The sequence below is a fragment of the Rhodanobacter geophilus genome, assembly GCF_040812275.1.
Taxonomy (GTDB): domain Bacteria; phylum Pseudomonadota; class Gammaproteobacteria; order Xanthomonadales; family Rhodanobacteraceae; genus Rhodanobacter_A; species Rhodanobacter_A geophilus.
On the sequence record NZ_JBFOHL010000006.1, the window covers coordinates 1 to 26593 of the forward strand.

A 26593-nucleotide genomic window follows, 5' to 3' on the forward strand; every position below is an offset into this window, starting at 1 on the left:
ATCGGGATGCTCCGTTTCGTGTGCTTGGCGGCTCACGTTCGGAGTTTCCCCGATGGACTCCTGCATACGTCAAACTTCTACAGCCTCCCCGGCAGAGCCGGGGGGACTCCCTTGCTGGTCTAGCTGCGCGCGTCGCAGGCTGCCAGCGCCGCCTTCAACGAAAAAATTCCGCGCATCGCCACCCATTTCTCGCCGGGTTTCGCCCACGGCAGGCGCTGCTGGTAGCGATCCATCAACTGCTCCCAGGCCTGCACGCGCGGATCGGCCGCATCGGCCGCCTGCTTGCCCGCGGCGTCGTAATCGTCAGGCACCTGCATCACCATCACCAGCCGGTTGCCGCTGCGGAAGATCTCCATGTCCTCGATGCCGGCGGCGCGGATCGAGGCGACGATCTCCGGCCAGACCACGTCGGGCCGGTGCCAGTTCTCGTACTCGGCGATGGCCGCCGCATCGTCGCGCAAATCCAGGGCGTAGTAGAGGCGCGGCATCAGGTGTCCGCCCTGCCCGCATGCGACAGGCGTCGCCAGGCGAACCACGCCACCACGGCGAAACTCAGTGCCGGCACGCTCAGCGCGCGCGCGATGCCGGCGAGGTCGGACACCGCGCCCATCGCCGCGGTGAGTACCGCGCCGCCTATGATGGTCATCACCAGCAGGGCCGAGCCGAGCTTGCGCTCGTCGTCGTCCATGCCTTCGACGCCCAGCGCGAAGATGGTCGGGTACATCACCGACATGAAGAAGCTGCAGGCCACCAGCGCGCAGGCGCCGCCCAGGCCCGGCCGCAGCAGCGCGTACAGGTTGAGCAGCACGTTGATCGCGGCGAACGCCAGCAGCAGGCGCACCGGCGCCAGGTATCTCATCAGCGCCGTGCCCGCGAAGCGGCCCGCCATGAAGCACACCAGGGCGGCGAGGATGAAGTCCGCCGCCGCGTGCGCCGAGGTGCCGGGCATCGATGCCTGCACGTAGCGGATGGTGTAGCTCCACACGCCGACCTGCGCGCCCACGTAGAAGAACTGCGCCGCCATCGCGCTGGTGAAGCCGCGGTCGCGCAGCAGACGGGCCAGCGCGCCGTCGTGCCCGGTGGCGCGCGTGGTCGGCACGTGCGGTGCGGCCACCGCGGGGAAGCGCATCACGAGCACCAGCGCGGCCCAGGCCAGCACCACCAGGCCGATGCAGAGGTAGGGCCCCTGCACCGCGTGCGTCGCCGCCGCGTAGTAGGTGGCGCGCCCGGCGGCGCTCATCGTGGCCAGTTGCTGCGGCGTGTGCTCCACGCCTGCGAGGATGAAATGCTTGCCGATCAGCACGCCGGCGATCGAACCCAGCGGGTTGAACGCCTGCGCGAAGTTGAGCCGGCGCGCCGCGCCCTCGCGCGGCCCCAGCACGGTCATCAGCGGATTGGCCGAGGTTTCCAGGAAGGCCAGCCCGGTGGCGATCACGAACAGGGCGAACAGGAACATGCCGTAGGTGCGCAGCTGCGCCGCCGGCCAGAACAGCAGCGCGCCCGCGCCGTACAGCACCAGGCCCACCACCACCGCCTCCTTGTAGCCGAAGCGGCGCATGAACATCGCCGCGGGCATCGCCACCAGGAAATAGCCGAGGTAGAACGCGCTCTGCACCAGGCCTGCCTGGAAATCGTCAAGCACGAAGGCCATCTTGAACTGCGCGATCAGCACGTCGTTGAGGTTGTTCGCGGCGCCCCACAGGAAGAACAGGCCCACGATCAGGAACAGCGGCAGCCAGCGGCGCAGGCCCTGCGGTGCAGCGGTTGCCGGCGTGGCCGGGTGTTCCGTCGTCATTCGTGCATCCACCCCGATCTCCCGTTGCAGTTCGCGCATGCCGGACACGGCGGTGCAAATATGAAACAGTTATTCACCAGCGCAAAGACGCACCGCAGCATGCCAGGATGACATGACGGCCACCCGCCGCATGCGGCAAGCTAGCCAGACCATGACGAAGCCCGACTCCAAATACCGCGCTCCCGCCCTCGACAAGGGCCTGGACATCCTCGAACTGCTGGCCAGCGCGCACAAGCCGCTGAGCATCGTGGAAATCTCCGAAGGCGTCGGCCGCTCGCGCGGCGAGATCTTCCGCATGCTGCAGGTGCTGGAGGAACGCGACTACATTGCCCGCACCGGAGGCGACGGCGGCTACTGCATCACGCCGCGGCTGTTCCGCCTGGCGATGGAATTGCCGCCAGTGAAGAGCGCGATCGAGGCCGCCTTGCCGGTGATGCACCGGCTTGCCGAAACCACCGAGCAGGCCTGCCACCTGGTGGTGCCGTCGCGCGACCAGATCGTGGTGATCGCCCGCGCCGACCCGCCCGGCGAGATCGCCCTGGTGGTGCGCATCGGCCATCGCCGGCCGATGTCGCAATCCATCTCCGGCCACGTGCTGCTGGCGTTCCAGGACGAGCAGCTGCGCGAGCACTGGCTGGACATCATCGCCAGCCAGGAGGCCGACCTCGACCGCAAGAAGCTCATGCGCCAGCTCACCCAGGTGCGCAGCCAGGGCTACGCCTGCGCACGCAGCCATGTGGTGGACGCGGTCACCGACATCTCGGCACCGGTGCTCCAGCACGGGCACGCCGTGTGTGCGCTCACCGTGCCGTTCATCGAGCAACGCGCCTCGGCGCAGACGCAGCAACGCACCATCGCGGCGCTGTGCCAGGCCACGGCGGAGATCTCCGACATCCTGCACTACGGCACGACAACGCCGAAGCGGTAAGCCCGCGGAAGCGCATCCTGCGCGCGATTGTCCTGGCGTTGATCGAGGCGCGGGCCATCGCGCACACGGTGCGCTCCTGCAAGAAGATCCCGAACCCGCAAGGAACCCCGCCATGAACCAGCCCGCCCTGTCCGTCCTCGCGCTGGCCTGCGTCGCCGGCCTCGCCATCGCCACGCCGGCCGGTGCAGCCACGCCCACCGCGAGCGGTGCCGACATCACGCTGTACCGCAGCGACAGCGCCACGCTGTACGCGAGCAGCGGCGACAGCAACGTCGACGACGGCTACGCGGTGATCCGCGAGCAACGCGCGCTCACGCTCAGGCCCGGCCTGCAGGACATCACCCTGGGCGACCTGCCCGACCATCTCGATGCCGAGGCGCTGGCGCTGGGCTTTCCCGACGGTGGCGCCAGGGTAGTCTCGCAGCGCCTGCTGCTGGGCCGGGGCGGCAGCGCCGCGCTCACCGGCCTGATCGGCCGCGAGGTCAGCGTGCTGGGCAGCAATGGCGGAACGCTTGCCAGTGGCACCTTGAAGCGCGTCGGCGCCGATGGCCTGATGATAGAAAGCACTTCAGGCACCAGTCCGGGCACGACCTGGATCCACCAGTACGCTGGCGTGCGCGTGGGCAACGGCGACTTTCCCGGCGGCTCCAGCCTGCGCTTGCGCGTGGCCGCCGCGCGCGGCGGCAGCAGCGAGGCCGTGCTCAGCTATCCCACCAGCGGCCTTGGCTGGCGCGCCGCCTACGTGGCCACGCTGCAGCCGGGCGATGCGTGCCGCATGCAGTTCGAATCGCGCGCCAGCATCGCCAACCGCAGCGGCCGCGACTGGAACGACGCGAAGCTCACCCTGATCGCGGGCGAGCCGAACTTCGCCAAGGCCTCGGCGCCGCGCCCGCTGATGATGCAGGCCAAGGCGTTTGCAGCCGCCGCGCCGATGCCGCAGCAGGAACAGATGGACAACTACCGCAGCTACACCCTGCCCGCACCGGTGAGCCTGCCCGACGGCAGCGTCAGCCAGGTACCGCTGTACGCCACGCGCGGCATGGATTGCGAGCGCACCAGCCTCTACGAAAACGGCGGCAACTGGCTGCCGCAGCAGCCGATGCTGGGCCGCGACTTCAACAGCGACACCACCGGCGGCAACATCGTCGGCACGCTCAAGCTCACCGCCTTCGACAGCCTGCCCGCCGGCTACCTGCGCGTGCTCGCGCAGGACAGCCACGGCACGCCGCGATTCATCGGCGAAGGCCGCATCGAGGACACGCCCAAGGGGCGCGACGCGAGCATCACGCTGGGCCAGGCCTTCGACCTGCGCGCCCGGCGCGAGCGCACCGCCTTCCACGTGGACCAGGCCGGCCGCACGCTGGACGAGGCCTTCCGCATCACGCTCACGAATGCCGGCGACAGCGCGCGCACCGTCACCGTGCGCGAGCACCCCAACCGCTGGCGCGAATGGAAGCTGGCCTCGTCCAGCCAGCAGCCCGCCAGGCAGACCACCGACACGCTGGAGTTCCGCGTGAACGTGCCCGCCGACGGCAAGGCGGTGCTGGACTACGCCGTGCACTACCGCTGGACCGCGGACCAGCATCCGCAGCAGTAACTTCCAAGGAATCGCCCCATGCTCGAAGTCATCCCGCACGACGCCGTCACCGAGATCCGGCTGGCGCGCCCGCCGGTCAACGCGCTGAACCTGGAACTGCTGCGCGCGCTCCACTCCGCCGTCGACGACGCCATCGGAAACGGCGCGCGCGGCATCGTGCTGTCCGGCGTGCCCGGCATGTTCAGCGCCGGCGTGGACGTGCCCGCCCTGCTCAAGCTGGACCGCGCCGGCGTGCGCGCGTTCTGGCGCGAGTTCTTCGACATGGGCTGCACGCTGGCGCGCTCGCCGGTGCCGCTGGTGGCCGCGATCACCGGGCACAGCCCGGCCGGCGGCGCGGTGCTGTCGCTGTTCTGCGACTACCGGGTGATGGCCGAGGGCCCGTACAGGATCGGCCTCAACGAAGTGCAGGTAGGCCTGACCGTGCCCGACTGCATCCAGTTCGCGCTGCGCCGCGTGGTGGGCGCCTACCGTGCCGAGCGGCTGCTGGTGGCCGGCGCGATGGTCAACGCGCAGGAAGCGCTGGCCTGCGGCTTCGTGGACGAGACCACCGGCATCGACCAGGTGGTCACCCGTGCCCGCGTCTGGCTGGACGAGCTGCTGACCCGTCCCGCGCACTCCATGCTCGGCACGCGCCGCATCGCCCGCGCCGATCTGGCCGAGGTGTGGGCCGATGTGGACGCGCTGCCGATCGACGACTTCGTCGAGGGCTTCCACCACCCGCAGACGCAGGCCACGCTGCAGGCGCTGGTGGCGCGGCTGGGCAAGAAGGACTGATGCCCTTCCCGGCAGCTGCCGCGCGCCTCAGTGCGCACGCGGCAGGTGCAGCGTGACGTGGCCGTCCGCGCCATGCGCGGTGACCACGCCCGCATCGGTGACCAGTTGCACCACCACCGGGCGGGCGGCGGCCGGCCACTGGCCCTCGCGGCCGGCGATGTCCACCTTCACCGTGTCGCCCTGGCGTTCGGCGCGGTAGGTGGTGAGGCGGTATTCGCCGCGGCGGTAGCCGTAGCCCTCGCCCGCGTCCTCGTACAGCTCGCCCTGCGCCTGGCCGTGCGCGTCCAGGCATACCAGCAGGGTCAACGGTTTGAGCGAATCCTCGTTGGTGTCCTGCACGATCCGCCCCAGCGGCACGATCGCGCCGCCGCGCACTTTCAGCGTGGCCTGCAGCGGATCGGCACGGTCGCCGTCGACCAGCGACACCGTGCGCCAGATGCCCTGCGGCAGGGCCGGCTGCTGCGCGAAGGCCGGCACCACCAGCAGGTCGCCGCCCAGCAGGAAGGCCTGCTGCTCCGCGCGCAGCCGCGGGTCGCGCGGATCGGCGAAGAACACCGGCTGCATCACCGGCACGCCGTCCACCGAACTTCGCCGGAACAGCGTGTAGAGATACGGCAGCAAGCGGTAGCGGCGCTCGATGGCGATGCGCGCGGTCTTTTCCACCGCCGGCCCGAACGCCCACGGCTCCTTCTGCTGCGGCGCCTTGATGGTGTGCCCGCGCGAGAACGGATAGAACGCGCCCACCGCGATCCAGTTCGCCCACAGCCCGGGCGTGGCCACGCCGCTGAAGCCGCCGATGTCCGGCCCGCTGAACGGCTGGCCGGACAGGCCGAGGTTGATCGACATCGGGATCGACAGCCTGAGGTCGTCCCAGGTCGAGGCGTTGTCGCCGGTCCAGGTGGCCGCGTAGCGTTGGCCGCCGAGGAAGTTGGAGCGCGTCAGCACGAACGGCCGCTTGTCCGGGTCCGCGGCCTGGATGCCCTCGCGCGTGGCGCGCACCATCAGCATGCCGTACACGTCGTGGTATTCCAGGTGCGGCCCCGGCGCCAGCGCGCCGCCACCGCGATGCTGGTTGTCGTCGGGCATGGTCTGCCCTTCCACGTTGAACACGGAAGGCTCGTTCATGTCGTTCCACACGCCGTCCGCGCCCTGCGCCATGAAGTCCTTGTACAGGCCCGACCACCATTGCCGCGTCTGCGGCCGGGTGAAGTCGGGATAGACCACCGCGCCGGGCCACACCGTGCCGTGGTAATCGTGGCCTTGCGCATCCTTCACCCACACGTCCTGCGCGGTGCCGCTGTCGTAGACCTTGTAGCCGGGATCGATCTTCACGCCCGGGTCGATCATCCACACGCTGTGGAAGCCGCGCGCATGCAGCTCGCGGTTGAGCCGCTTCGGGTCCGGGAACGTCTTTGGATTGAAGGTGAACACGCGGAAGCCGTCCATGTAGTCGATGTCCATCCAGATCACGTCGGCCGGGATGCGGCGCTTGCGGAACTCCTCGGCGATCTGCAGCACGCGCGTATCGGGCGTGTACGACCAGCGCGACTGCTGGTAGCCCAGCGCCCAGCGCGGCGGCAGCGGCATCGTGCCGGTGAGCGCCGCCAGCCCTTCCAGCACGGCCTGCGGCGAGGCGCGGTCGATCACGATCACCGGCATCGCCGGCCCGCTGGACTCGAACACGATGTCGCTGCCGGTGGCCAGCGTGGCGCGCCAGGTGGAATCGAACAGCACGCCGAACGCGCTGCCGTCCGGCCGCACGCCCAGCACCCACGGGTGCGACTGGTAGAGCTGCTTGCCGTCGTCCTTCGCGTACTCGAAGTTGTCGGTGTTCCACAACGTGATGCTTGCGCCGTTGCGCCGCAGCGGGCCGGTGACCTCGCCGGTGCCGTACAGGTCGGCGCCCTGCGGCACCGCCACGGTGACGCGGGTCTTGCCGTCGTGGCGGTCGAAGCGCGGGCGGATCGGCCATTGCGCCGGCAGCGCGCCTTCGGCCACCGGCGTGCGCAGCAAGGCCAGCGAGTGGGGATAGGTCGTCATGCCCGGCGGCAGGAAGGCGGCGATGCCGTCGCCGATCTGCTCGGCCGTGACGTGTGTCGTCGCGGCAACAGGCTGGCCCGGCGGCGCAGCCAGCGCGGTGCCGGCGAACAGGCTCAGGGCGAAGGCGGTGCTCGGCAGCAGTCTCGACATGCGGCGCCTCTCGGTATCGGGGGACGCCGGCCAGCTTACCGAAAGGCGCCGCGCTGCGCGTCGCGCTGCCACCTGACGACTTCCTCGACGGCCGCTTCCCTCCACGCACACAAGCCACACCGCAGGCGCCGGCGGCGCGACGCAAGGGCAAGGGCCGACCCGGGGCCGGCGGTCTCCGCGTGGCGCGCGCCGTGATGCCGAAACCGCGAGCAGATGCTCAAGGCTCCCAGATCATGTGCACGTCGGCGCGCGCGTAATGCGAACCCGCACGCGGCGCCGGATGGTGGCGAAAGCCCACGCTTTCATACAGCGCCAGCGCGGGCGCGAGCAGGCTGCTGGATTCCAGGAACAGTTCGCGCGCGCCGAGCGTGCGGTACAGGGCCAGCGCCGCGTCCATCAGCTGACGGCCCGCGCCGCGGCCGCGCGCTTCGGGCGCCACCGCCATCTTGGTGAGTTCGTAGACGCCGTCGCCCTCGTTCTTCAACGCGACGGTGCCGAGTGCACGCCCGGCTTCGTCGATGGCGAACAGGATGTGGCCGCCATTCGCCAGGATGTATTTCTCGGGATTCCCCAGCACTTCGCGGTCGTATGCTTCGACCACGAACCAATGCTCCAGCCATTCGATGTTGAGCGTGGCGAACGCCTCCCGCCAGCGCGGCTCGAAGCCGACGATGCGGATGCCGTGCCAGCGGGCGGGTGTGTTCATCGCGTGCGTCCTGGGGATCAGCAGCCCATGGTTCTTCCGGGTCCGCCGTGTTCGCGGCCCTGCAGCGAAGCGCGGCGCTCACTCCCCGCCCGTAGCCACCGGCCGCGAGCGGTCGCTGACCCAGCCGCTCCACGACGGTGCGTACAGGCGCGAGCCGACGAGCCCGGCGTGCTCCATCGCCAGCAGGTTGTGGCAGGCGGTGACACCGGAGCCGCACATGTGCACGACCTCGGCCGGCGCGCGCGTGCCGAGCACGGCGAGGAATTCGCGCTCAAGCTCGGCCGCGGGCTTGAAGCGGCCATCGGCGGCGAGGTTGTCGGCGAACGGGCGGTTCAGCGCGCCGGGCACGTGGCCGGCGACGGGATCGAGCGGCTCGGTGTCGCCGCGGTAACGCGGCGCGGCGCGCGCGTCGAGCAGCAGCGGTGCGGGCGCGGCGTGCAGCGCATCGTGGTCGAGCAGCACCTGGGCCGGGTCGAATTGCACCGCGACCCTGGTCGCCGCGCGTCGCGGCACGGCGGTCTCCACCGGCAGGCCGGCGGCCTGCCACGCGGCGTAGCCGCCATCGAGCACGGCCACGGCCCGTTCGCCGGCAAGGCGCAACAGCCACCACAGTCGCGCGGCGGCCAGCGCGCCGTTGGCGGCGTCATACGCCACCACCTGCAGGCCCGGCCGCCAGCCCCAGCGACCGAGTGCGGCGGAGAACGCCGCAGCGGACGGCAACGGGTGGCGGCCCAGGCCGCGCGATTGCAGTGCGAGATCGGAGAGGTCGGCGTCCAGCTCGGCGTAGACCGCGCCTGGAATGTGGCCCGCCATGTAGTCGCGCCGACCCTTGGCGGCATCGGCGAGATCCTTGCGGCAATCGACGATCAGCGCTTCGCCCGGCGGCAGCACGCCGAGTTCGGCCGCGGAAATCAGTGTGGTCTTCATGCGCGTCCCATCCTCGTCAGCAGGTTGAGCAGGATCGCCGCGGTGGCGCCCCAGATGCGGTGCCCGCCGTGCACGAACTCCACCATCCCGCGCCGGTGGCCGCGGTATTCCATGACATAGCGGCGCAGGTTGGCCGGTTCAAGGAAGAACGCCAGCGGCACCTCGAACACCTCGGCCACTTCCGCGGGAGCGGGGCGCAGCTGCGCGTTCGCGGCGATGCGCGCCACCACCGGGGTGATGCAGTAGCCGCTGATCGTCTCGAAGCAATCGAGGTAGCCGAGCGGCGTCACCAGATCGCGGTCGAGGCCGATCTCCTCTTCGCTCTCGCGCAGCGCGGTGGCCAGCGCGTCGGCGTCGCCCGGATCCGTGCCGCCACCGGGAAACGCCACCTGGCCGGCGTGCGACTGCAGATGATCGGTGCGCACGGTGAGCACCAGTCGCGGCTGCACGCCCTCGCGCAGGCCCATCAGCACCGCCGCGGGCCGACGCGGCGTGTCGCCCAGCAGTTCGCTCATCTCGGCATGGTTCCAGCCCGGCGCGCCGGGAGGGTCGGACAGCGGCCGCAGGGCCTGCAACAGCGTGTCGTTCATGGGCCGGCACGCGCGGGCAGCACCTCGCGCATCACGCGCAGCCGCTCCGCCTCGCTCATGCCGCGCCAGCGGCCGATCTCCTCGATCGTGCGGCGGCAGCCGATGCAATAACCCCGGGAATCCAGTTGGCAGACGCCGATGCACGGCGTGGCGGGGGAGGATGGCGCGGCGGGGTGTTCGTTCGGCATGTCCCGGCATTTTAGCAGCAGGATACCAAGCGCTCAGGGTGCATCCTGGTCCGGCGCGGGCGGCTTGATCGCCAGCAACTCGATCTCGAACACCAGCGCCTCGTTCGGGCCGATGCGCGGCAGCGCGCCTTCCTTGCCGTAGGCCAGCTGCGGCGGGATCACCACCTTCCAGCGGTCGCCCACGTGCATGCGCGGGATCACGTCACGCCAGCCCGGGATCACGTGGTCCACGGTGAAGCTCACCGGCGCACCGTGTGCCCAGGTACTGTCGAACTCGGTGCCGTCCACCAGCATGCCGCGATAGTTCACCACCACCGTGCTGCTGACCGTGGGGCTGGCCGTGCCGTCGCCCTTCTTCAACACCGAATACTGGATGCCGGAGGGCAGCTGGACCACGCCGGGCTGCTTGGCGTTGTTCGCCATGAACGCGGCGCTCTTGCGCGCATTGGCCGCCGCGACCTGCTCGAACTCGGCCTGCGCGTCGGTGCGCAGCTGCTGGTTGAAGGCGCTCAGCTGCTGATGCATCGCCTGCATCGACACCGCCGGCGGCCGCTTGTTGTAGGCATCCTGGATCGCACGCTGCAGGGTGGCGATGTCGACATCCGGGATGCCGGCCTGGCTGCGGCCATCCACGAACTGGCTGCCGATCTGGTAGCCGATCGCGTAGGAGAGCTTGGCCTTGTCCAGCTTCGCCGGAGCCGGCTGCTGCGGACGGATCTGCGCATGCGCCACGCCGACCAGCAGCAGGCAGGGCAGCAGCCAACGCAGTCGTGTCATGCCATTCTCCATCTCGCCTCGCCGTACGTCGCGGCTGCTCCGGGACGCCCCATCGTAAGCGTTTCGCGTATTGCGTGCAGCGTCCGTGGCATGAGAAACCCGACGGCGGCAAAGGTTCCCGCTGCTACCATTCGCGTTTCGACCTGGTCGGAGTTTCCAGCATGGCCTATCGCAATCTTGAGATCAGCAACCGCGGCGCGGTGCGCACCATCACCGTGAACCGCCCGGACAAGCTCAACGCGTTGAACCGCGACACGCTCAACGAACTGACCATCGCCTTCGCCCAGGCCGCGCAGGACGACGCCGTGCGCGCGGTGGTGCTGGCCGGCGCAGGCGAGAAGGCCTTCGTGGCCGGTGCCGACATCGCCGAGATGAACGGCTACACGCCGGTGCAGGCGCAAGGCTTCTCGCGCGCCGGCCAGCGGCTGATGACGAGCATCGAGCGCCTCGGCAAGCCGATGGTCGCACGCATCCAGGGTTTCGCGCTGGGCGGTGGCATGGAACTGGCGATGGCCTGCCACCTGCGCGTGGCCAGCGAAAAGGCGAAGTTCGGCCAGCCCGAGATCAACCTCGGCCTGATCCCCGGCTTCGGCGGCACCCAGCGCCTGCTGCGCCTCGCCGGCCGCAGCGCCGCGCTGGAGCTGTGCCTCACCGGCACGGCCATCGGCGCGCAGCGCGCGTATGAACTCGGCGTCGTCAACCGCGTGGTGGCACCCGAGGCGCTGGACGAGACCGTCGACGCGCTCGCCGACCAGCTCGCCGCCGCCGCGCCGCTGGCCGCCGCCGGCATCCTCGACGCGGTGCTGCAGGGCGGCGAGGCTCCGCTCGATCAGGGGCTGGAGTTCGAGACCCAGGGCTTCGCGCTGATGTTCTCCACCGAGGACATGCGCGAGGGCACCAGCGCATTCCTGGAAAAGCGCAAGGCAGCGTTCAAGGGCGCCTGACCTTCGCCGTTCTTCCTCTCCGCTGCAGGGAGGGGAAGTTTCCTTTCAGTGATGCCCGCCGGCGTACTTCTTCTCGCCCGCGGTCACCGCCAGATCCAGCCGATTCTCCGGCGGCGCCAGCGGGCAGGTCGCGAACGGCGTGAACGCGCAGGGCGGGTTGTAGGCCTTGTTGAAGTCGAGGATCAGCTTGCCCGGCTTGTCCAGGCCACCGACGGGCAGCGCGGCGTAGAGGAAGCGCGCAGCGCCGTAGGTTTCGTTGCCCGAGGTGCGGTCGGCCAGCACGAAGAACAATTCACCGCCCGGCTCTTCCTGGTAGGGCAGCAGTTCGTAGGCGTGGCCGTCGCGGTGGAACACCGCCTTGCCCGGCACCTTCACCTTGTCGATGGTGCCGATGGCCGTGCCGATCTCGAGATCGTGTGCCGGCACGAACGGCACCCACTCGGCCTCGATGCGCCAGGACGGATCGATCGGGAAATGGTCGATGCCGGTGAAATCGCGGCGCGCCTCCGCGTCGGTGTCCTTCACGCGCAACGCCTTGCGACTGTCGCGATCGATCACGTAGAAGCTGGCGTTGCCGAAGCGAACCGTGGTGGGCTCGGCGCCGGCGGCGACGTGCATGTCGTCGACCAGCGCGGCTTCGGCCACGGCGTTGCCGTCGACGGTGGCGCCGCTGTCACGCGCCAGCGCGATGCGCACCGTGCCATCGCCCGCCAGTGTCACCGTGCCCAGGTGCGCGGGGCCAGCCTTCAGCACGATGTCGTTGTCGGCGGCGCTGCCCACGCGGTTCGCGCCCTCGTGCAGCCATTCCAGCCCGATCAGGCTGAGCCAGCCGTCCGGCGCGGTGAGCCGCGCCACGCGGGCGGCGCGCCACTGCTCGATCTCATGGGTGTAGCTCGACGGGGCTTCTGCGGCGGACACGGTGGCAACTCCGGGAATCAGGGCGAACAGGAAAGCGGCGACTCGCAACATGGGGACGATCCGCGGCAATGGAAGCCCGAGTATGGACGTCCAAACGCGGGACAGGCAAGCCGGCGCCCCCCCCTGCTTGCAGGGGAGGGCTGGGGAGGGGTGCTTTTCATCCGAGGAAAAGCTCACCCCCTCCCGACCTCCCCTGCAAGCAGGGGGAGGAGTACCTCGGCGCTACCGGCCGCGCATGAACAGCCGGTCCAGCTCGCCCAGGCTGAGCTGCGTCCAGGTGGGACGGCCGTGGTTGCACTGGCCGGAACGCTCGGTAGCTTCCATCTCGCGCAGCAATGCGTTCATCTCGGGCACCGTGAGGCGCCGGCCCGCGCGCACCGAGCCGTGGCAGGCCATCGTCGAAAGCAGTTCGTTCTCCAGCTCCTGCAGCCGGCGCGAACTGCCGTGCTGGGCCAGTTCCGCCAGCACGTCGCGGGTGAGCCGGGCCACGTCGGCCCCTTCGAGCAGTGCCGGAATGCGCCGCACCACCACGCCGGACGGGCCGCTGCGCGACAGCTCCAGCCCCCACTCGGCCAGCGCCTCGGCGTGCTCCTCGGCGGCGGCGGCCTCCTTCGCGCTCACCGCAATGTTCAGCGGTACCAGCAGCAGTTGCGAGCGCAGGTTGCTGCAGGCGCGGCCGGCCTTGAGCTTCTCGTAGGTGATTCGCTCGTGCGCGGCGTGCATGTCCACCAGCACCAAGCCCTGCGCATTCTCGGCGAGGATGTAGATGCTCTTGAGCTGGGCGATGGCATAGCCCAGCGGCGGCGCCTCGCCCTCTTCGGTGGCCGGCATCGGGGCTGCCGCGACGGCGGCGCGCGGCGATTCGCCCAGCAGCGCGGCGTAGTCCGCCAGCGGTTCGTCGCGCACGCCCAGCGCCAGCCGGCTCTGCTCCGCGCGGGCAGGCCACGATGCACTGCGGGCGACGGCAGGCAGGCCGGGCGCGGGCGCGCTCGCGGTGCTCATGTGCAGTCGCCCCTCGTCGGCCTGCGCGTGCGACTCCACCTGCCCCGCGCGGGTCTGCGCCAGCGCCTCGTGCAGGGTACGGAACAGGAAGTCGTGCACCAGCCGCTGCTCGCGGAAGCGCACCTCGTGCTTGGCCGGGTGCACGTTCACGTCGACGCCGGCCGGATCGAGTTCGAGATACAGCACGAAAGCGGGATGGCGTCCGTGGAACAGCACGTCGGCATAGGCCTGGCGCACCGCGTGCGCCACCACGCGGTCGCGCACCAGGCGGCCGTTGACGTAGAAGTACTGCTGGTCGGCCTGCGAACGCGAGGCGGTGGGCAGGCCCACCCAGCCGGACAGCCGCATGCCCGCGGCGGCATGGTCCACGCGCAGGCTCTGCGCGGGGAAATCCTCGCCCAGCACCTCGGCGACACGCTGCAGCTGCGCCTGCTCGTCGCGCGCGGCCTTCCAGATACGCACCGGCTTGCCGTTGTGGACGAGCCGGAACTCCACGCCGCCGCGCGCCAGCGCCAGCGACTTCAGCAGGTCGTCGATGTGGGCGAATTCGGTGCGCTCGGCGCGCATGAACTTCTTGCGCGCGGGTACGTTGTAGAACAGGTCGCGCACTTCCACGCTGGTGCCGGGCGGATGCTGCGCGGGACACGCCGCCTGCAGCCTGCCGCCGTCGACCTCGATGCGGAACGCGGCCTCGGCGCCGCGCTGGCGCGAGGTGAGCGCGAAGCGCGCCACCGAGGACACCGAGGCCAGCGCCTCGCCGCGGAAACCCATGCTGGCGACGTGCTCCAGGTCGTCGAAACTGCCGATCTTGCTGGTGGCGTGCGAGGCCACCGCCAGCGGCAGCTCGTCGGGCGCGATGCCGCCGCCGTCGTCGCGCACGCGGATCAGCCGCGCGCCGCCGGCCTCGATCTCCACCTCGATGCGGGCGGCACCGGCGTCGAGGCTGTTCTCGACCAGCTCCTTGACCACGGACGAGGGACGCTCGATCACCTCGCCGGCGGCGATCTGGTTGATGAGCTCGGGAGGCAATGGACGGATGACGGGCATCCGCGCACTTTAACAGTTGCGCCGATCCCGGCGCCGTCGCGCGGCGATCAACTCGCGGGAATCGCCAGCACCATGCCGGTGCGCACCGCGTTGCCGTCGATGTGGTTGGCACTCTTCAACGCGCTGATGCTGACACCGTACTGCCGCGCGATGCTGCGCAGGCTCTCGCCCTCGCCCACGCGATGCAGGTCGCGCACGTTGGCGTCGGCGGCGGTCGATGCATCGTCGGTCGGCTCGGCGGCCTGCGGCTTGCCCGGCTTTGCCGCGGCCAGCTCGGTGCCGTTGCGGCGCGCGGCCTGCGCCGCGAACCAGGTGCCCCGGGGCGGCGTGGATTCGAAGTAATTCTTCACCCCGCTCATCACCGCCTCGGCCAGCGCCTTCTGGTGCGAGGGATCGCGCAGCTTGCGCTCCTCCACCGGGTTGCTGATGAACGCGGTCTCGACCAGGATCGAGGGCACGTCGGGCGAACGCAATACCACGAAGTTCGCGCTCTCCACGTAGCCGCGATGGGTGGGGCCGATCTGGCCGAGTGCCTTCAGCACATTGCCGGCCACCGTGTCGCTGGCCTGCACGGCCCAGCCCTGCTGCATGTCCAGCAGCACCTTGGCAAGGCTGTCATCCTCGGAAGCCAGCGAGACGCCGCCGATCAGGTCGGAACTGTTTTCACGGTCGGCCAGCATGCGCGCCGCCACCGAGCTCTTGCCGCGCGAGGACAGCACCCACACCGAGGAACCACGCGCGTCGCCGCTGGCGTAGGAGTCGGCGTGGATGGAGACGAACAGGTCGGCGTCGTGCTCGCGCGCGATCTGGTAGCGGCGCGCCAGCGGAATGAAGTAGTCGCCGTCGCGGGTGAGCACCGCCTGCATGCCCGGCTGCTTGTCGATCTGCGCGGCGAGGTTGCGCGCCACCGCCAGGGTGACGTTCTTCTCCATCGTGCCATCGGGACCGATCGCGCCCGAGTCCTTGCCGCCATGGCCGGCGTCGATGCACACCACCACCTTGCGCTGGCCATCCAGCAGCGCGGCGGCCTGTTCGGTGACCTGGCGGCTGGCGCCGATGGCCTTGCCGCCATGGCGACCGCTTGCCGGCGCGACCGCGATCTGGCGCGGCGCAGCCGCCGGCGTGCTGGCCGGCTGCGCGGCGACGGCGGGGGTACGGTCGGCCGCAGCATCACTGCTGCCCGGCAGCAGGTCCAGCACCAGCCGGTAATGGTCGCCCGTACTGGGCTTGAGCACGAAGCTGCGCACCTTGCTGCCGGCGGTCACCCGCGCCGTGAGCTGCAGGCGATCGCCCTGCCGGCCCTGGCTCATGCCGCGGTACAGGCCTTGCGCGGCCGGGTTGGCGAAACCGGCGCCCAGCTTGCCACGCGCCAGATCCACCACCACCTGGTCGCTGCCGCGGTCGATGCGGTAGTCCGGAACCCCGTCCAGGTCGAACACCAGCCGGGTATGGCTGGCATCGGCCCAGACCCGCGCCGCCGTCACGTCGGCCGCCCGCGCGCCACCCGGCGCCAGCGCGGACGCCAGCGCGACGATCAGTACCCCACCCCAGCTGTTCAGGAAAGCACGCATGGGGCGCATTGAATCGCAGGCACACGAGGATTGCAAGGATTTTTCCCTTGAATATCCATGACCTGCAGGTCATTCATCAGTTTTTGTCTAGATATGGATCGCAAGTGGCCCATGCCGCGAGTGCCACCAGGCTGGTACGCACAGCCAGGCCATCGAGACTTTTCCGTATGGAAACCGCGACTTGCCGTAGCGGCTCAGGGCACGCGCCCCAGGAAATCGCGGCCGCGGGCGGTATGTGCCTGCAGCCGCGCCTGCCGCCCACCGTCGGCATACGCCAGGTGCAGGGTCAGGTCCGCTGCAGGCAGCGCCCCCCGGCCACGCTCGGGCCATTCCACCAGCACGAGTGCGGTCTGGTCGGCCAGCGCATCCAGTCCCAGCCATTCGAGTTCGCCCGGGTCGGCGATGCGGTACAGGTCCAGGTGCCAGGCCGGCCGGCCCTGGGCGTCGTAGCGCTCGACCAGGCTGTAGGTGGGGCTCTTGATGCGCTCGCCCACCCCAAGCGCACCCAGCAGCGCGCGGGCGAACGTGGTCTTGCCCGCACCCAGTTCGCCGTGCAGGTGGACCACCATGCCGCCGCCATCCAGCGCCGCGGCGAAGCGGCGGCCCAGCGCGTGGGTGGCGGCCTCGTCGGCCAGTGCCCAGAGACGTTCGGTCATTCGTCGAGCCCATTGCCCAGTGCGCGCAGCGGCACCAGCAGGTCGCTGGCCAGCAGGCCGCGCTCGCCGCGCCGCGCCGCGCGATCGCCGGCGCGCGCGTGCAGTCCCGCGCCAAGGCAGGCTGCCTGCCAAGCCTCGGCGCCCTGCGCCAGCAAGGCGGCGATGACGCCGGTGAGCAGGTCGCCCATGCCGCCCGAGGCCATGCCCGGATTGCCCCACGGACAGACGTCCAGACGTCCATCCGGCGCGGCCACCAGGCTGCCGGCGCCCTTCAGCACCACCGCCGCATGATGGCGATCGGCCAGTGCCCGCGCGGCGGCGAAACGGTCCGCCTCCACCGCGGCCACCGTGCTGCCGAGCAGCCGCGCCGCCTCGCCGGGATGCGGCGTCAGCACGGCGGCCTGCGTGAAGCGGCGCGGCTCGCGCGCCAGCAGGTTGAGCCCGTCGGCATCGAGCACCAGCGGCTTGCCGCTGTCCAGCGCGGTCAGCCACAGCGCGTGGCTCCAGGCGCCCTGCCCCAGGCCCGGCCCCACGGCGAGCACGCTGGCGCGGGCCAGCAGCGGTTCCAGCGCCTGCGGACCGTCCACGCCGTGCGCCATCAGTTCGGGCCGCGCGGCATTCAGGGCGGGCAGATGCTCCACGCGGGTCGCCACGCTGACCAGGCCCGCGCCGGCACGCAACGCCGCTTCGCCGCACAGGCGGACCGCACCGGCCATGCCGTGCTCGCCGCCGATCGCCAGCACGTGGCCGTTCATGCCCTTGTGCGCGTCGCGCGGACGCGGCGGCAGTTGCGTGGCGGTCAACAGCCGGGCGTCGGGCGACGCGTCCTGCCACAGCGACCCGGGCAGGCCCAGCGCGTCGAGTTCGAGCACACCGACATGCGCCGCGGCGTGGCCGGTATGCAGGCCGCGCTTGGCGGCGATGAAGCTCACCGTGACGTCGGCGCGGATCGCCGCACCAGGCACGCTGCCGGTGTCGGCATCCAGCCCCGAGGGCACGTCCAGCGCCAGCACCGGCGCGCCGCTGGCGCCGATCGCCTCGATCAGTGCCGCCACCGGCGGCTCCGGCGCGCGGCGCAGCCCGGTGCCGTACAGCGCATCGACGTGCACGTCGGCCTCGGGCAAGGTTTCGCCGGCCCGCCACAGCCGCACGGCACCGCCGGCATCCTTCCACGCCTGCCGCGCCAGGGCGGCATCGCCCGCGGACGCCTCGCCCAGCGCAAGCACCTCCACGTGCAAGCCCGATTCGCGCGCCAGCGTCGCCAGCAGGAAGCCGTCGCCGCCGTTGTTGCCCGGCCCGCAATGCACCGCGATGCGCTGTGCCTGCGGCCAGTGCCGGCGCAGGCTGGACAGCGCCGCCCATGCCGCGCGGCGCATCAGCTCGAAACCCGGCACGCCCAGCACCTCGATCGCGCGACGATCCAGCGCGCGCACCTGGTCGACGGTATGGAGCTCGCGGCTGCGGGGTGAATGGGGCATGCGCGATTATAGGCATGCGGCTCGCACCACCCGCCTACAATGCGCGCATGTCCACCAGCACCGCCATCGACTACGCCGCCCTCGCCCGCGACATCAAGCAATGGGCGCGCGAGCTTGGCTTCGCCGACGCCGGCATCAGCGGCGTGGCGCTGGGCGAGGACGAACAGCACCTGGAACGCTGGCTGGCCGACGGCCACCACGGCGAAATGGACTACATGGCGCGCCACGGCGCAAAGCGCGCACGCCCCGCCGAGCTGGAACCGGGTACGCAGCGGGTGATCTCGGTGCGCATGGACTACGTGCCGCCGGGCACGCGCAACGCCTGGGAGGTGATCCGCGACGGCGAGGCCGGCTACGTGGCGCGCTACGCGCTGGGCCGCGACTACCACAGGCTGATGCGCAACCGCCTGCAGAAGCTGGCCGAGCGCATCCACGGCGTGGTCGGCGATTTCGGCTACCGCGCCTACGTCGATTCCGCGCCGGTGCTGGAAAAGGCGCTGGCGCGCAACGCGGGACTGGGCTGGATCGGCAAGCACACCGTGCTGATCAACCGCCACGCGGGCTCGTACTTCTTCCTCGGCGAGCTGTACACCGACCTGCCGCTGCCGGTGGACGAGCCCGCCAGCGCGCACTGCGGTTCCTGCCGCCGCTGCATCGACATCTGCCCCACCCGGGCGATCCTCGCGCCGTACAAGCTCGACGCGCGCCGCTGCATCTCCTACCTCACGATCGAGCTGAAGGGCTCGATCCCCGAGGAACTGCGCGCACCGATGGGCAACCGCATCTTCGGCTGCGACGACTGCCAGCTGGTCTGCCCCTGGAACAAGTTCGCGCAGGACACTGTCGAGCCGGACTTCGCGCCGCGCCACAGCCTCGACGGCGCGAAGCTGGTCGAGCTGTTCGCCTGGAGCGAGGACGAGTTCCTGAAACGCACCGAAGGCATGGCGATCCGCCGCACCGGCCACGAGGGCTGGCTGCGCAACATCGCGGTGGCGCTGGGCAATGCGCCGAAGTCGGCCGCGGTGCGCGACGCGCTCGAGGCCCGCGCCGACCACCCTTCGCCCGTGGTGCGCGAGCACGTGGCGTGGGCGCTGGCGCGACAGGCGGACTGAAACCTCAGCCCTGCGTGGCGGGTATCCCGAACACCTGGCGCAGATAGGTCACGTAGGCCTCGTCCTCGCACATGTTCTTGCCCGGCGAGTCGCTGAGCTTGGCCACCGGCTGGCCGTTGCAGCGGATCATCTTGATCACGATGTTGAGCGGCGTCGGCCCGGTGTCGTTGCTGAGGTTGGTGCCCACGCCGAAGGCGAGCAGGCAGCGGCCGCGGAAATGCTCGTAGAGCTGCATCACCTTGGGAATGTCCAGGCCGTCGCTGAACACCAGCACCTTGCTGCGCGGATCGACGCGGTTGGCGCGGTAGTGCGCCAGCATGCGCTCGCCCCAGTCGAACGGGTCGCCGGAATCGTGGCGCGCGCCGTCGAACAGCTTGCAGAAGTACATGTCGAAGTCACGCAGGAACGCCTCCAGCCCGTAGACGTCGGACAGCGCGATGCCGAGGTCGCCGCGGTACTCCTTCGCCCAGGCCTCCAGCGCGGCGACCTGCGAATCGCGCAGGCGCGGGCCAAGCGCCTGGTGCGCCTGCAGGTATTCGTGCGCCAGCGTGCCCAGCGGGGTGAGTCCCAGCTTCCATGCGTACCACACGTTGCTGGTGCCGGCGAGCTGCGTGCCCAGCCCGTCGCGCAGGGTGGTCAGCACTTCCTCGTGCCAGACCCGCGAGAAGCGCCGGCGCGTGCCGTAGTCGGCGATGCGGCAGTGCTCGTAGCCGGGCGTGCCGTGCAGCAGCGCGATCTTCGCCTGCAGCCGGCGGCGCCCCTCGACGAGATCGTGGCCGGGCTGCGCGTTGCGGAAGTACACCTCGTTGACGATGGCCAGCAGCGGCACCTCGAACAGGATGGTGTGCAGCCACGGCCCCTTGATGCGGATCTCGATCTCGCCGTTGCCGGCTTCGGCCGCCGCGATCGTCACGTATTTCGCGTTGAGCCGGAACAAGCCCAGGAAATCCACGAAGTCGCTCTTGATGAAGCGCATCGCGCGCAGGTAGTCCAGTTCCTCCGCGCTGAAACGCAGCCGGCACAAGGCATCCAGCTCGCTGCGGATCTCGTCGATGTACGGCACCAGGTCGATGCCGGGGTTGCGGCACTTGAAGCGGTATTCGACCTGCGCAGCGGGGTAATGGTGCAGCACCACCTGCATCATCGAAAACTTGTAGAGATCGGTGTCCAGCAGCGATTCGATGATCATGCGTCGCCCGTTCGGCGCGGCGGCGCCAGGGGCGCCGAATACGCGATTATCCATGCCGGCGGCAAACTGCGGGCATAAAAAATCCCGGTAGCCAGGGGAGTAGCTACCGGGATTCGTCAGGTCGGCGCATCAAAAAGAGGGGAGAGAGGGGCCGACCCCCCGACGGTGCGATGTCTTGCCCCCGTCTCCTGTCGCCTCACGGCGATACGTGATGCTTAGTGTAGCCGCTATGGCGGAAGTTCAAGGAAGCCGCACGCATCGGTTCAGTTTTCAGCCAGCCACGGATCGTCCGGGGCCGTTCTTCAGTGCGCGGGCGGAAGGTCGGGCAGCCGCAGCGTGGCGACGAAGCCGCCACCGGGCGCGTTGGCGAGTTCCAGCGCGCCGCCATGCAGTTCGGCGGCGCGCATGGCGATGCCGATGCCCAGCCCGGTGCCGGCGGTGCTGCGCGCGCGGTCGCCACGCAGGAATGGCCGGCCCAGCTGCGGCAGCAGTGCCACCGGAACGCCCAGCCCCTTGTCGGCCACGCTCGCGAAGACACCCCGCGCATCGCGGCCGATGGCCACGCGGAACGGCGCGGCGCCGTGGCGTTCGGCGTTGTCCATCAGGTTGCCGATCGCACGACGCAGCAGCCTGGGGCGCACGACCACGGGCAAGCTGTCCGGGCCGTCCAGTTGCCAGGCATCGGACTCGTGGCGCAGGCCAAGCAGTTGACTGGCCAGCGTGGCGAGGTCGATGGTGTCGGGAGCCTCGTCGCGGCCGTCGCGCACGAAGGCGAGGCACTGCTCCAGCGCAGCATCGAGCTCCTCCAGGTCGGCCACCATCGCTTCGCTGCGCTGCAGGTCGGCTGCATCGCCCAGTTCCAGCGCCAGCCGCAACCTCGCCAGCGGCGTGCGCAGGTCGTGCGAAATGCCGGCCAGCATCAGCTCGCGCTCGCGGGCGCTGCCGCGCAGCCGCGCGCCCGCCTCGCGAAACGCCTGGGCCAGGCGCTCGACCTCGTGCGGACTGCCGTCCAGCGCCACCGGCTCGCCAGCCAGCAGCGCGCCGGCGCTCCCGGCAAGCCGTTCGAGCGGCCGCGTCAACAGGCGCGCGAGCAAGGCCGCGAGCGCAAGCGCGATCAGCCCGGCCAGCACGGCGATGCGCGCCGAGGAGGCCAGCACGCGCTCGCGGTTGCTCGGTTCGCTCATCACGATCCAGCGGTCGGGCGCATGGGCGCTGGAAACCCAGAGGTGCGTGTCGGGGTTCTGCACGACCACCACGCGCATCGGGGCGTCGAGCTGCTCGCCGGCGTGCCTGGCCGCCGCCCGTGCGACGGGGGCCACGCGCACCGTGGACGGCGGCGGCGCACCGGTCGCCAGGTGCACGCCCAGCGTGGCGAGCCGTGCCAGCACGCGCTCGGCCTCGGCATCGTGGCGCAGCGCCAGCTCGTCGGTGGCTACCGCGGTGGCGCTGGCGAGGCGCCCGTAGACGAGACCGGCGATCTGCCGGTTGAGGCGCGCCGACAGCACGGCGGACAGACCCAGCGCCAGCAGCAGCGCGAGCGCCAGCAGCGCCAGCACCAGCGCGAAAGTGGTGGGTCTGCGGTTCATGCGCCCTCCCCGTCCCGCGCCGCACCGTCCGGCACGAAGACATAGCCCTTGCCCCACACCGTCTGTAGCCAGCGCGGCCGGCGCGGGTCGTCCTCGAGGCAGCGGCGCAGGCGCGACACCATCACGTCGATGCTGCGGTCGAAGGCCTCGTGGTCGCGCCCGCGCGCCAGCGCGATCAGGCGTTCGCGGCTGAGCGTCTCATAGGGTGGTCCACCAGGGCCGCCAGCACCGCGAACTCCCCGCTGGTCAGCTTGACCGGTTCGTCGCCGTCGAGCAGCTGGCGGCAGGCCGGATCGAAGCTGAAGCGACCGAAGTGCACCGGCTCGCGCTCGGCCTGCGGCGCGCCCGCGGGAACGCGCGGGCGGCGGCGCAGCACGGCCCGGATGCGGGCCACCAGTTCGCGCGGATTGCACGGCTTGGGCAGGTAGTCGTCGGCGCCGATCTCCAGCCCCACGATGCGATCCACCTCGTCGCCCTTCGCGGTGAGCATGATCACGGGCATCTCCATGCCTTCGGCGCGCAGCACGCGGCACAGTTCCAGGCCGTCGGCGTCCGGCAGCATCAGGTCGAGCACGATCAGGTCGACATGATGCGCGGCCAGTTCGCGATGCATGGCCGCGGCATGCGCGGCGCCGCGCACGTGGAAGCCCTGCTGGGCGAGGTAGCGTTCCAGCAGGTCGCGCAGGCGCAGGTCGTCGTCGACGACGAGGATGTGGGGGGTGTCCATGGCGTGACTATCCCGCGCGCCCGGCGGCGACGGCAAGCGGACCGCGACGGCAATTGCAAGCAATTGTTTCCGGATGGCCAAACCGCAACAGGTGCTCACATCCGGCCCGGCACGGGAAACACTCCGGCGGCACGCCTGCGCGAGAGTCGTGCCACGCCGGCCACCGACGAAGCGGCCCGGCCTTCCCCCTCACAGGAGTCCTGCGATGAACATGTCCTGCACCATCCGTCTCGCTTCATTCGCCTTTGTCTGCATCCTGGCCACGGGCACGGCGCTTCCGGCACAGGCACGTGTCCACGGCTTCCGCGCGCAGCGCAACGGCAGCACGGCAGGCCACGTGGGCGGCACGGTCGGCAACGGCCAGGGCGGACTCGCGCATTTCCGCGGAAGCCGCGTCTCCGGCCCCAGGGGCACGGCCGCGCACGGCTCGGTGACCTCGGCGAACCCGGACGGCAGCATCAGCCACCGCGGCGGCACGCGGATCACCGGCAGCAACGGCGGCAGCTTCACCGGCAGCAACAACTACACGCGCAATGCCGACGGCTCCGCCCAAGGCAGCTTCCAGCGCAGCGGCAACAATGCGACCACGGGCGCCAGCTACGGCAGCAGCGGCAATTATTCCCGCGACAGTTCGGGCAACTGGAACGCCAGCCGGCAGACCACGACCAGCGGCACGCGTGGCAGCTACGCCGGCAGCACCGCCGCCTCCAACGGCACGGCGACCCACGACAGCACCATCACCAACGCCGCTGGCGACACCTACACCGGACAGACCGGCTACACCAGGGGCCAGGGCGTCACCCACACCGGCAGCTGCACCGACCCCAGCGGCCACACCATCCCGTGCCAGCACTGACGGCCCGTGCCTCGACCATGAACCGGCCCGGCCGTTGCCGTCCCCACCGTTCGCCGTCATCGTGCACGCGGACGACGGTGCGGCGTCGGGATGCACGAGACACCCGCATGCCTTTCGGGAACCCATGATGAAATCCAGGAACTGGCTCATCGCGCTCTGCGCCGCGCTCGCCGTGGCCATGCTGGCTCCGCGGCCGGCATCCGCGCGGACAGACCTGTCCCGCCGCACGCTGCTGCGTCGCCTGCAGCAGCAGGGTGCGCAGGACCCCATGACCACCCTGCCGGCGGGCGTGCGCGCGATCCACGACATCGCCTACGGCAACGACGCGCGGGAACGCTTCGACGTCTACCTGCCGCAGCTGGCGGTGCACGGCGCGCCGGTGATCTTCCTGGTGCACGGCGGCGCCTGGATATTCGGCGACAAGGCGTCCGCCCGGGTGGTGGAAAACAAGGTGGCGCGCTGGGTGCCGCGCGGCTTCATCGTGGTCTCGGCCAACTATCCGCTGGCGCCGGCGGCAACCGCGTTGCAGCAGGCGCAGGATCTGGGCCTGGCACTGGCGACCGCACAGCGCATGGCCGCCTCCTGGGGCGGCGACCGCCACCGCTTCATCCTGATGGGCCACTCGGCGGGCGCGCACCTGGTGAGCCTGGTCAGCGCGGCGCCGTCGCTGGCGCTGGAACGGGGCGCCACGCCATGGCTGGGCACGGTGGCGCTGGACAGCGCGGCCTACGACGTGGCGGAGATCATGCGGGGCCGCCATCTGCGCTTCTACGACACCGCCTTCGGCAGCAACCCTGCCGGCTGGGCGGCGGCCTCGCCCTACCAGCGGCTCGGCTCGCGCATCGCGCCCTTCCTCGCCGTGTGCTCGTCGCGCCGCCAGGAGTCCTGCCCGCAGGCGCAACGCTTCGTGGCCAAGGCCGCCGGCCTCGGCGTACGCGCGCAAGTGCAGCCGGAGAACCTCTCGCACGAGGGGATCAACGAGCAGCTCGGGCTCCCGTCGGACTACACCGCCGCAGTGGAAGCCTTCATGCGCAGCCTCGATCCCGCCGTGGCGCAGCGGCTCGACCGCGGCATGTGAGGGCGGCGGCATGCGAGGATGGCGGCGACGCAACCTGCGCCGCCGCCGTTCATTGCCCGCATGAAATCACTGCTTTGCGCTTGCCTGCTCTGGCTGTGCCTGCCACTGCCCGCCCACGCGGCCGAGTTGCGGATCGACCTCGGCCACGGCGCGAAGCCCCTGACCACCGCGCAACTCTTGGCACGCGCCGACGCGACCACGGTGACGATCCCGGACGACGTGGCGTTCCACCGCGTCATGCGCTACCGCGCCGTGCCGCTGCGCGCGCTGCTGCCCGGCCTGCGCGCGGGCCAGCACCTGCAATTCGTGGCCGCCGATGGCTTCGCCGCCGAGATGCCGGCCACCCTGATCCTCAACGACCAGGGCGCGCAGGCATGGCTGGCGGTCGAAGACCCGGCGCAGCCCTGGCCCGCGCTGTCCGGCAGCGGCAAGGACGCCGGCCCGTTCTACCTGGTGTGGACGAACCCGCAGGCCGCGCACATCGGCCCCGAGCAATGGCCCTACCAGCTGGCCACGATCCGTGTGCTCGGCGGCGTGGACGCGCGCTTCCCGGCCATCGTTCCGCAAGCCGCCGCCAGCACCGAAGTGCGCCACGGCTTCGAGGTTTTCAAGCGCACCTGCTTCGCCTGCCACACCATGAACGGCGAAGGCGACTCGAAGCTGGGGCCGGACCTCAACCTGCCGTACAACCCCACCGAATACCTGCGGGCCGACCTGCTGCGCGGCTTCATCCGCAACCCGCAGTCGCTGCGCCGCTGGCCGCAGGCGAAGATGCAGGGTTTCCCCACGCAGCAGGCGCTCGGCGATGCCGATCTCGATGCACTGCTGGCCTATTTGCGCTACATGGCAAAGCACAAGGCAACGCACTGAAAAGCGCGGCAGGGATGGCCGCCCGCTTGATCTTCGCGGTCAGGGATGCCCGCCAAGCAAGGCCTGCAGCGCGGCGTCACGCTTCGCCTTCGGTTCGCGCGCCAGTGCGCGCACCCGCGCATGGAACGCCGGCCATCGCGCGTTGCTTTCGCGAAAGATCACGGCGAAGGCCGGCGTCCAGCGGTCGTACAGGCCGAACGGCAGCAGCCGCGCATTGTTGATCGGCTTGGCCACCCAGGCGTCGTAACCATGCTCGCCCGGCCAGTTCGCATCGCGCCATTGCGCGTAACGCTGACGGAACGCGGCGATCTCGCGCTGCTTGCCCGCTTCCATCGCCTCGGCATCCGCGCCGCTGGCGTAGAGCTTCTTCAGTCGTTCGCGCAAGTCCAGCACCAGTTTCGTGAAACCGTCGGCCATCGCCTGCGACTTGCCGTCATCCGGCGACAGGCCGCGCGCGGCGCGCCATTCGCGCAGGCCCTCGGTCTGCACGAACGTGGCGAAGGATTCATTGAACGCGGTGTCGCCTTTCGCGTAGATCAGCTGATGCGCCAGCTCGTGGAAGATCGTGCCGGCCAGCTCGTCGTCGTCCCAGTGCAGCATGCTGGAGAGGATGGGATCGGCGAACCAGCCCAGCGTGGAATACGCCGGCACGCCGCCCACCCACACGTCGTCGCCCTTGCTGCGCATGCGCGCCGCATCGGCCTGGGCGGCGGCCTCGCTGAACCAGCCGCGGTAGGCCACGCAGCCGGCGACGGGGAAGCAATGCCGTACCGCCTCCACCGAGTAGCGTGGCGTGGCGAACACGTTCCACACCACGTAGGGCCGGTCCAGGGCCACGTAGCTGGTGTAGCTGCGGTTGTCGGGCAGGTCGAGATGGCGGCTGGCGAATCCCCGCGCGGCCAGTGCCAGCGACAGCCGCGCGGCGAGCTTTGGGTCGGTGGCCGGGTCGTGCAGCAGCTTGCGCACCGGCTGCCGCTTGAAAACCAGCTCGCCCTGCCCGTGCACCGCCTGCGCGTAATAGCGGATGCTGCCGCAGGCACACAGCCCCAGGCTCATCGCCGCGAACGCGATGAGCCTGGGCAGATAG

At 70.6% G+C, this 26593-nt stretch carries 24 protein-coding genes and 1 pseudogene; 8 read left to right on the forward strand and 17 right to left on the reverse strand.

Annotated elements, in window-relative coordinates:
- Positions 1–119 precede the first annotated feature (119 nt).
- Together ABQJ56_RS07745 and fucP are read right to left on the reverse strand one after the other, a co-directional pair.
- Positions 120–488 (reverse strand): L-rhamnose mutarotase, encoded by a 369-nt coding sequence (locus tag ABQJ56_RS07745; protein WP_367844430.1) that lies wholly within the window; start codon positions 486–488, stop codon positions 120–122.
- Entirely contained in the window at positions 488–1795 is a 1308-nt protein-coding gene (fucP, locus tag ABQJ56_RS07750) for an L-fucose:H+ symporter permease (protein WP_367844431.1), read from the reverse strand. The genes ABQJ56_RS07745 and fucP overlap by 1 nt, the downstream gene beginning before the upstream one ends.
- Before the next feature lie 151 nt (positions 1796–1946).
- Here fucP and ABQJ56_RS07755 point away from each other — a divergent pair, with 151 nt between their 5' ends.
- The 3 genes from ABQJ56_RS07755 to ABQJ56_RS07765 all read left to right on the forward strand — a co-directional run bounded on the left by ABQJ56_RS07755 (position 1947) and on the right by ABQJ56_RS07765 (position 5094).
- Entirely contained in the window at positions 1947–2723 is a 777-nt protein-coding gene (locus tag ABQJ56_RS07755) for an IclR family transcriptional regulator (RefSeq protein WP_367844630.1), read from the forward strand.
- 112 nt (positions 2724–2835) lie between these two features.
- Entirely contained in the window at positions 2836–4320 is a 1485-nt protein-coding gene (locus tag ABQJ56_RS07760) for a DUF4139 domain-containing protein (protein ID WP_367844432.1), read from the forward strand.
- 18 nt (positions 4321–4338) lie between these two features.
- Positions 4339–5094: an enoyl-CoA hydratase/isomerase family protein gene (locus ABQJ56_RS07765; RefSeq protein WP_367844433.1), complete on the forward strand. Its 756-nt coding sequence runs from the start codon at positions 4339–4341 to the stop codon at positions 5092–5094.
- A gap of 27 nt (positions 5095–5121) precedes the next feature.
- Here ABQJ56_RS07765 and ABQJ56_RS07770 read toward each other — a convergent pair whose 3' ends face one another.
- The 5 genes and pseudogenes from ABQJ56_RS07770 to bamJ all read right to left on the reverse strand — a co-directional run bounded on the left by ABQJ56_RS07770 (position 5122) and on the right by bamJ (position 10472).
- Positions 5122–7284 (reverse strand): TIM-barrel domain-containing protein, encoded by a 2163-nt coding sequence (locus ABQJ56_RS07770; protein WP_367844434.1) that lies wholly within the window; start codon positions 7282–7284, stop codon positions 5122–5124.
- 217 nt (positions 7285–7501) lie between these two features.
- Positions 7502–7990, reverse strand: coding sequence for a GNAT family N-acetyltransferase (locus ABQJ56_RS07775; RefSeq protein ID WP_367844435.1), 489 nt, complete (start codon positions 7988–7990; stop codon positions 7502–7504).
- A gap of 78 nt (positions 7991–8068) precedes the next feature.
- Complete coding sequence (locus ABQJ56_RS07780; protein WP_367844436.1) at positions 8069–8917, reverse strand: sulfurtransferase; 849 nt, start codon at positions 8915–8917, stop codon at positions 8069–8071.
- A pseudogene (locus ABQJ56_RS07785) lies at positions 8914–9695 on the reverse strand (CoA pyrophosphatase). The gene ABQJ56_RS07780 and the pseudogene ABQJ56_RS07785 overlap by 4 nt, the downstream one beginning before the upstream one ends.
- Before the next feature lie 33 nt (positions 9696–9728).
- The gene (gene bamJ, locus ABQJ56_RS07790) at positions 9729–10472 is read right to left on the reverse strand and encodes a BamJ family beta-barrel-assembly machinery protein (protein ID WP_367844437.1); all 744 of its coding nucleotides are present in this window, start codon (positions 10470–10472) and stop codon (positions 9729–9731) included.
- Positions 10473–10633: 161 nt separating this feature from the next.
- Here bamJ and ABQJ56_RS07795 point away from each other — a divergent pair, with 161 nt between their 5' ends.
- On the forward strand, positions 10634–11416 hold the full coding sequence (locus ABQJ56_RS07795; protein ID WP_367844438.1) for an enoyl-CoA hydratase-related protein: 783 nt from the start codon (positions 10634–10636) through the stop codon (positions 11414–11416).
- Positions 11417–11461: 45 nt separating this feature from the next.
- Here the strand turns inward: ABQJ56_RS07795 and ABQJ56_RS07800 are convergent, their stop codons facing one another.
- The 5 genes from ABQJ56_RS07800 to ABQJ56_RS07820 all read right to left on the reverse strand — a co-directional run bounded on the left by ABQJ56_RS07800 (position 11462) and on the right by ABQJ56_RS07820 (position 18088).
- A complete protein-coding gene (locus ABQJ56_RS07800) occupies positions 11462–12385 on the reverse strand; it encodes a DUF1684 domain-containing protein (RefSeq protein ID WP_367844439.1) in 924 nt (307 codons plus the stop codon).
- A gap of 171 nt (positions 12386–12556) precedes the next feature.
- Entirely contained in the window at positions 12557–14383 is a 1827-nt protein-coding gene (gene mutL, locus ABQJ56_RS07805) for a DNA mismatch repair endonuclease MutL (protein ID WP_367844440.1), read from the reverse strand.
- Between the two features lie 47 nt (positions 14384–14430).
- The gene (locus ABQJ56_RS07810) at positions 14431–15954 is read right to left on the reverse strand and encodes an N-acetylmuramoyl-L-alanine amidase (protein ID WP_367844441.1); all 1524 of its coding nucleotides are present in this window, start codon (positions 15952–15954) and stop codon (positions 14431–14433) included.
- A gap of 194 nt (positions 15955–16148) precedes the next feature.
- Positions 16149–16610 (reverse strand): tRNA (adenosine(37)-N6)-threonylcarbamoyltransferase complex ATPase subunit type 1 TsaE, encoded by a 462-nt coding sequence (tsaE, locus tag ABQJ56_RS07815; protein ID WP_367844442.1) that lies wholly within the window; start codon positions 16608–16610, stop codon positions 16149–16151.
- On the reverse strand, positions 16607–18088 hold the full coding sequence (locus tag ABQJ56_RS07820) for an NAD(P)H-hydrate dehydratase (protein ID WP_367844443.1): 1482 nt from the start codon (positions 18086–18088) through the stop codon (positions 16607–16609). The genes tsaE and ABQJ56_RS07820 overlap by 4 nt, the downstream gene beginning before the upstream one ends.
- A 47-nt stretch (positions 18089–18135) precedes the next feature.
- Between ABQJ56_RS07820 and queG the strand changes: the two genes are divergently transcribed.
- Positions 18136–19200, forward strand: a complete 1065-nt coding sequence (gene queG / locus ABQJ56_RS07825; RefSeq protein WP_367844444.1) for a tRNA epoxyqueuosine(34) reductase QueG — start codon at positions 18136–18138, stop codon at positions 19198–19200.
- A gap of 4 nt (positions 19201–19204) precedes the next feature.
- Here the strand turns inward: queG and pncB are convergent, their stop codons facing one another.
- The 4 genes from pncB to ABQJ56_RS07845 form a co-directional block, all read right to left on the reverse strand.
- The gene (gene pncB, locus ABQJ56_RS07830; RefSeq protein WP_367844445.1) at positions 19205–20389 is read right to left on the reverse strand and encodes a nicotinate phosphoribosyltransferase; all 1185 of its coding nucleotides are present in this window, start codon (positions 20387–20389) and stop codon (positions 19205–19207) included.
- A gap of 302 nt (positions 20390–20691) precedes the next feature.
- Entirely contained in the window at positions 20692–21975 is a 1284-nt protein-coding gene (locus tag ABQJ56_RS07835; protein WP_367844446.1) for an ATP-binding protein, read from the reverse strand.
- Positions 21972–22262 (reverse strand): winged helix-turn-helix domain-containing protein, encoded by a 291-nt coding sequence (locus ABQJ56_RS07840; protein ID WP_367844631.1) that lies wholly within the window; start codon positions 22260–22262, stop codon positions 21972–21974. Before ABQJ56_RS07840 ends, ABQJ56_RS07835 begins: the two co-directional genes overlap by 4 nt.
- A complete protein-coding gene (locus tag ABQJ56_RS07845) occupies positions 22151–22702 on the reverse strand; it encodes a response regulator (RefSeq protein WP_367844447.1) in 552 nt (183 codons plus the stop codon). Before ABQJ56_RS07845 ends, ABQJ56_RS07840 begins: the two co-directional genes overlap by 112 nt.
- A gap of 205 nt (positions 22703–22907) precedes the next feature.
- Here ABQJ56_RS07845 and ABQJ56_RS07850 point away from each other — a divergent pair, with 205 nt between their 5' ends.
- The 3 genes from ABQJ56_RS07850 (at position 22908) to ABQJ56_RS07860 (ending at position 25506) form a co-directional block, all read left to right on the forward strand.
- Positions 22908–23558: a hypothetical protein gene (locus ABQJ56_RS07850; protein ID WP_367844448.1), complete on the forward strand. Its 651-nt coding sequence runs from the start codon at positions 22908–22910 to the stop codon at positions 23556–23558.
- A gap of 127 nt (positions 23559–23685) precedes the next feature.
- Positions 23686–24636 (forward strand): alpha/beta hydrolase, encoded by a 951-nt coding sequence (locus ABQJ56_RS07855; RefSeq protein ID WP_367844449.1) that lies wholly within the window; start codon positions 23686–23688, stop codon positions 24634–24636.
- A gap of 60 nt (positions 24637–24696) precedes the next feature.
- A complete protein-coding gene (locus ABQJ56_RS07860; protein ID WP_367844450.1) occupies positions 24697–25506 on the forward strand; it encodes a cytochrome c in 810 nt (269 codons plus the stop codon).
- Positions 25507–25545: 39 nt separating this feature from the next.
- Here the strand turns inward: ABQJ56_RS07860 and ABQJ56_RS07865 are convergent, their stop codons facing one another.
- Positions 25546–26562 carry an aminopeptidase gene (locus tag ABQJ56_RS07865; protein WP_367844632.1) on the reverse strand — a complete coding sequence of 339 codons (1017 nt, stop codon included), beginning with the start codon at positions 26560–26562 and terminating at the stop codon, positions 25546–25548.
- Between the last annotated feature and the right edge of the window lie 31 nt (positions 26563–26593).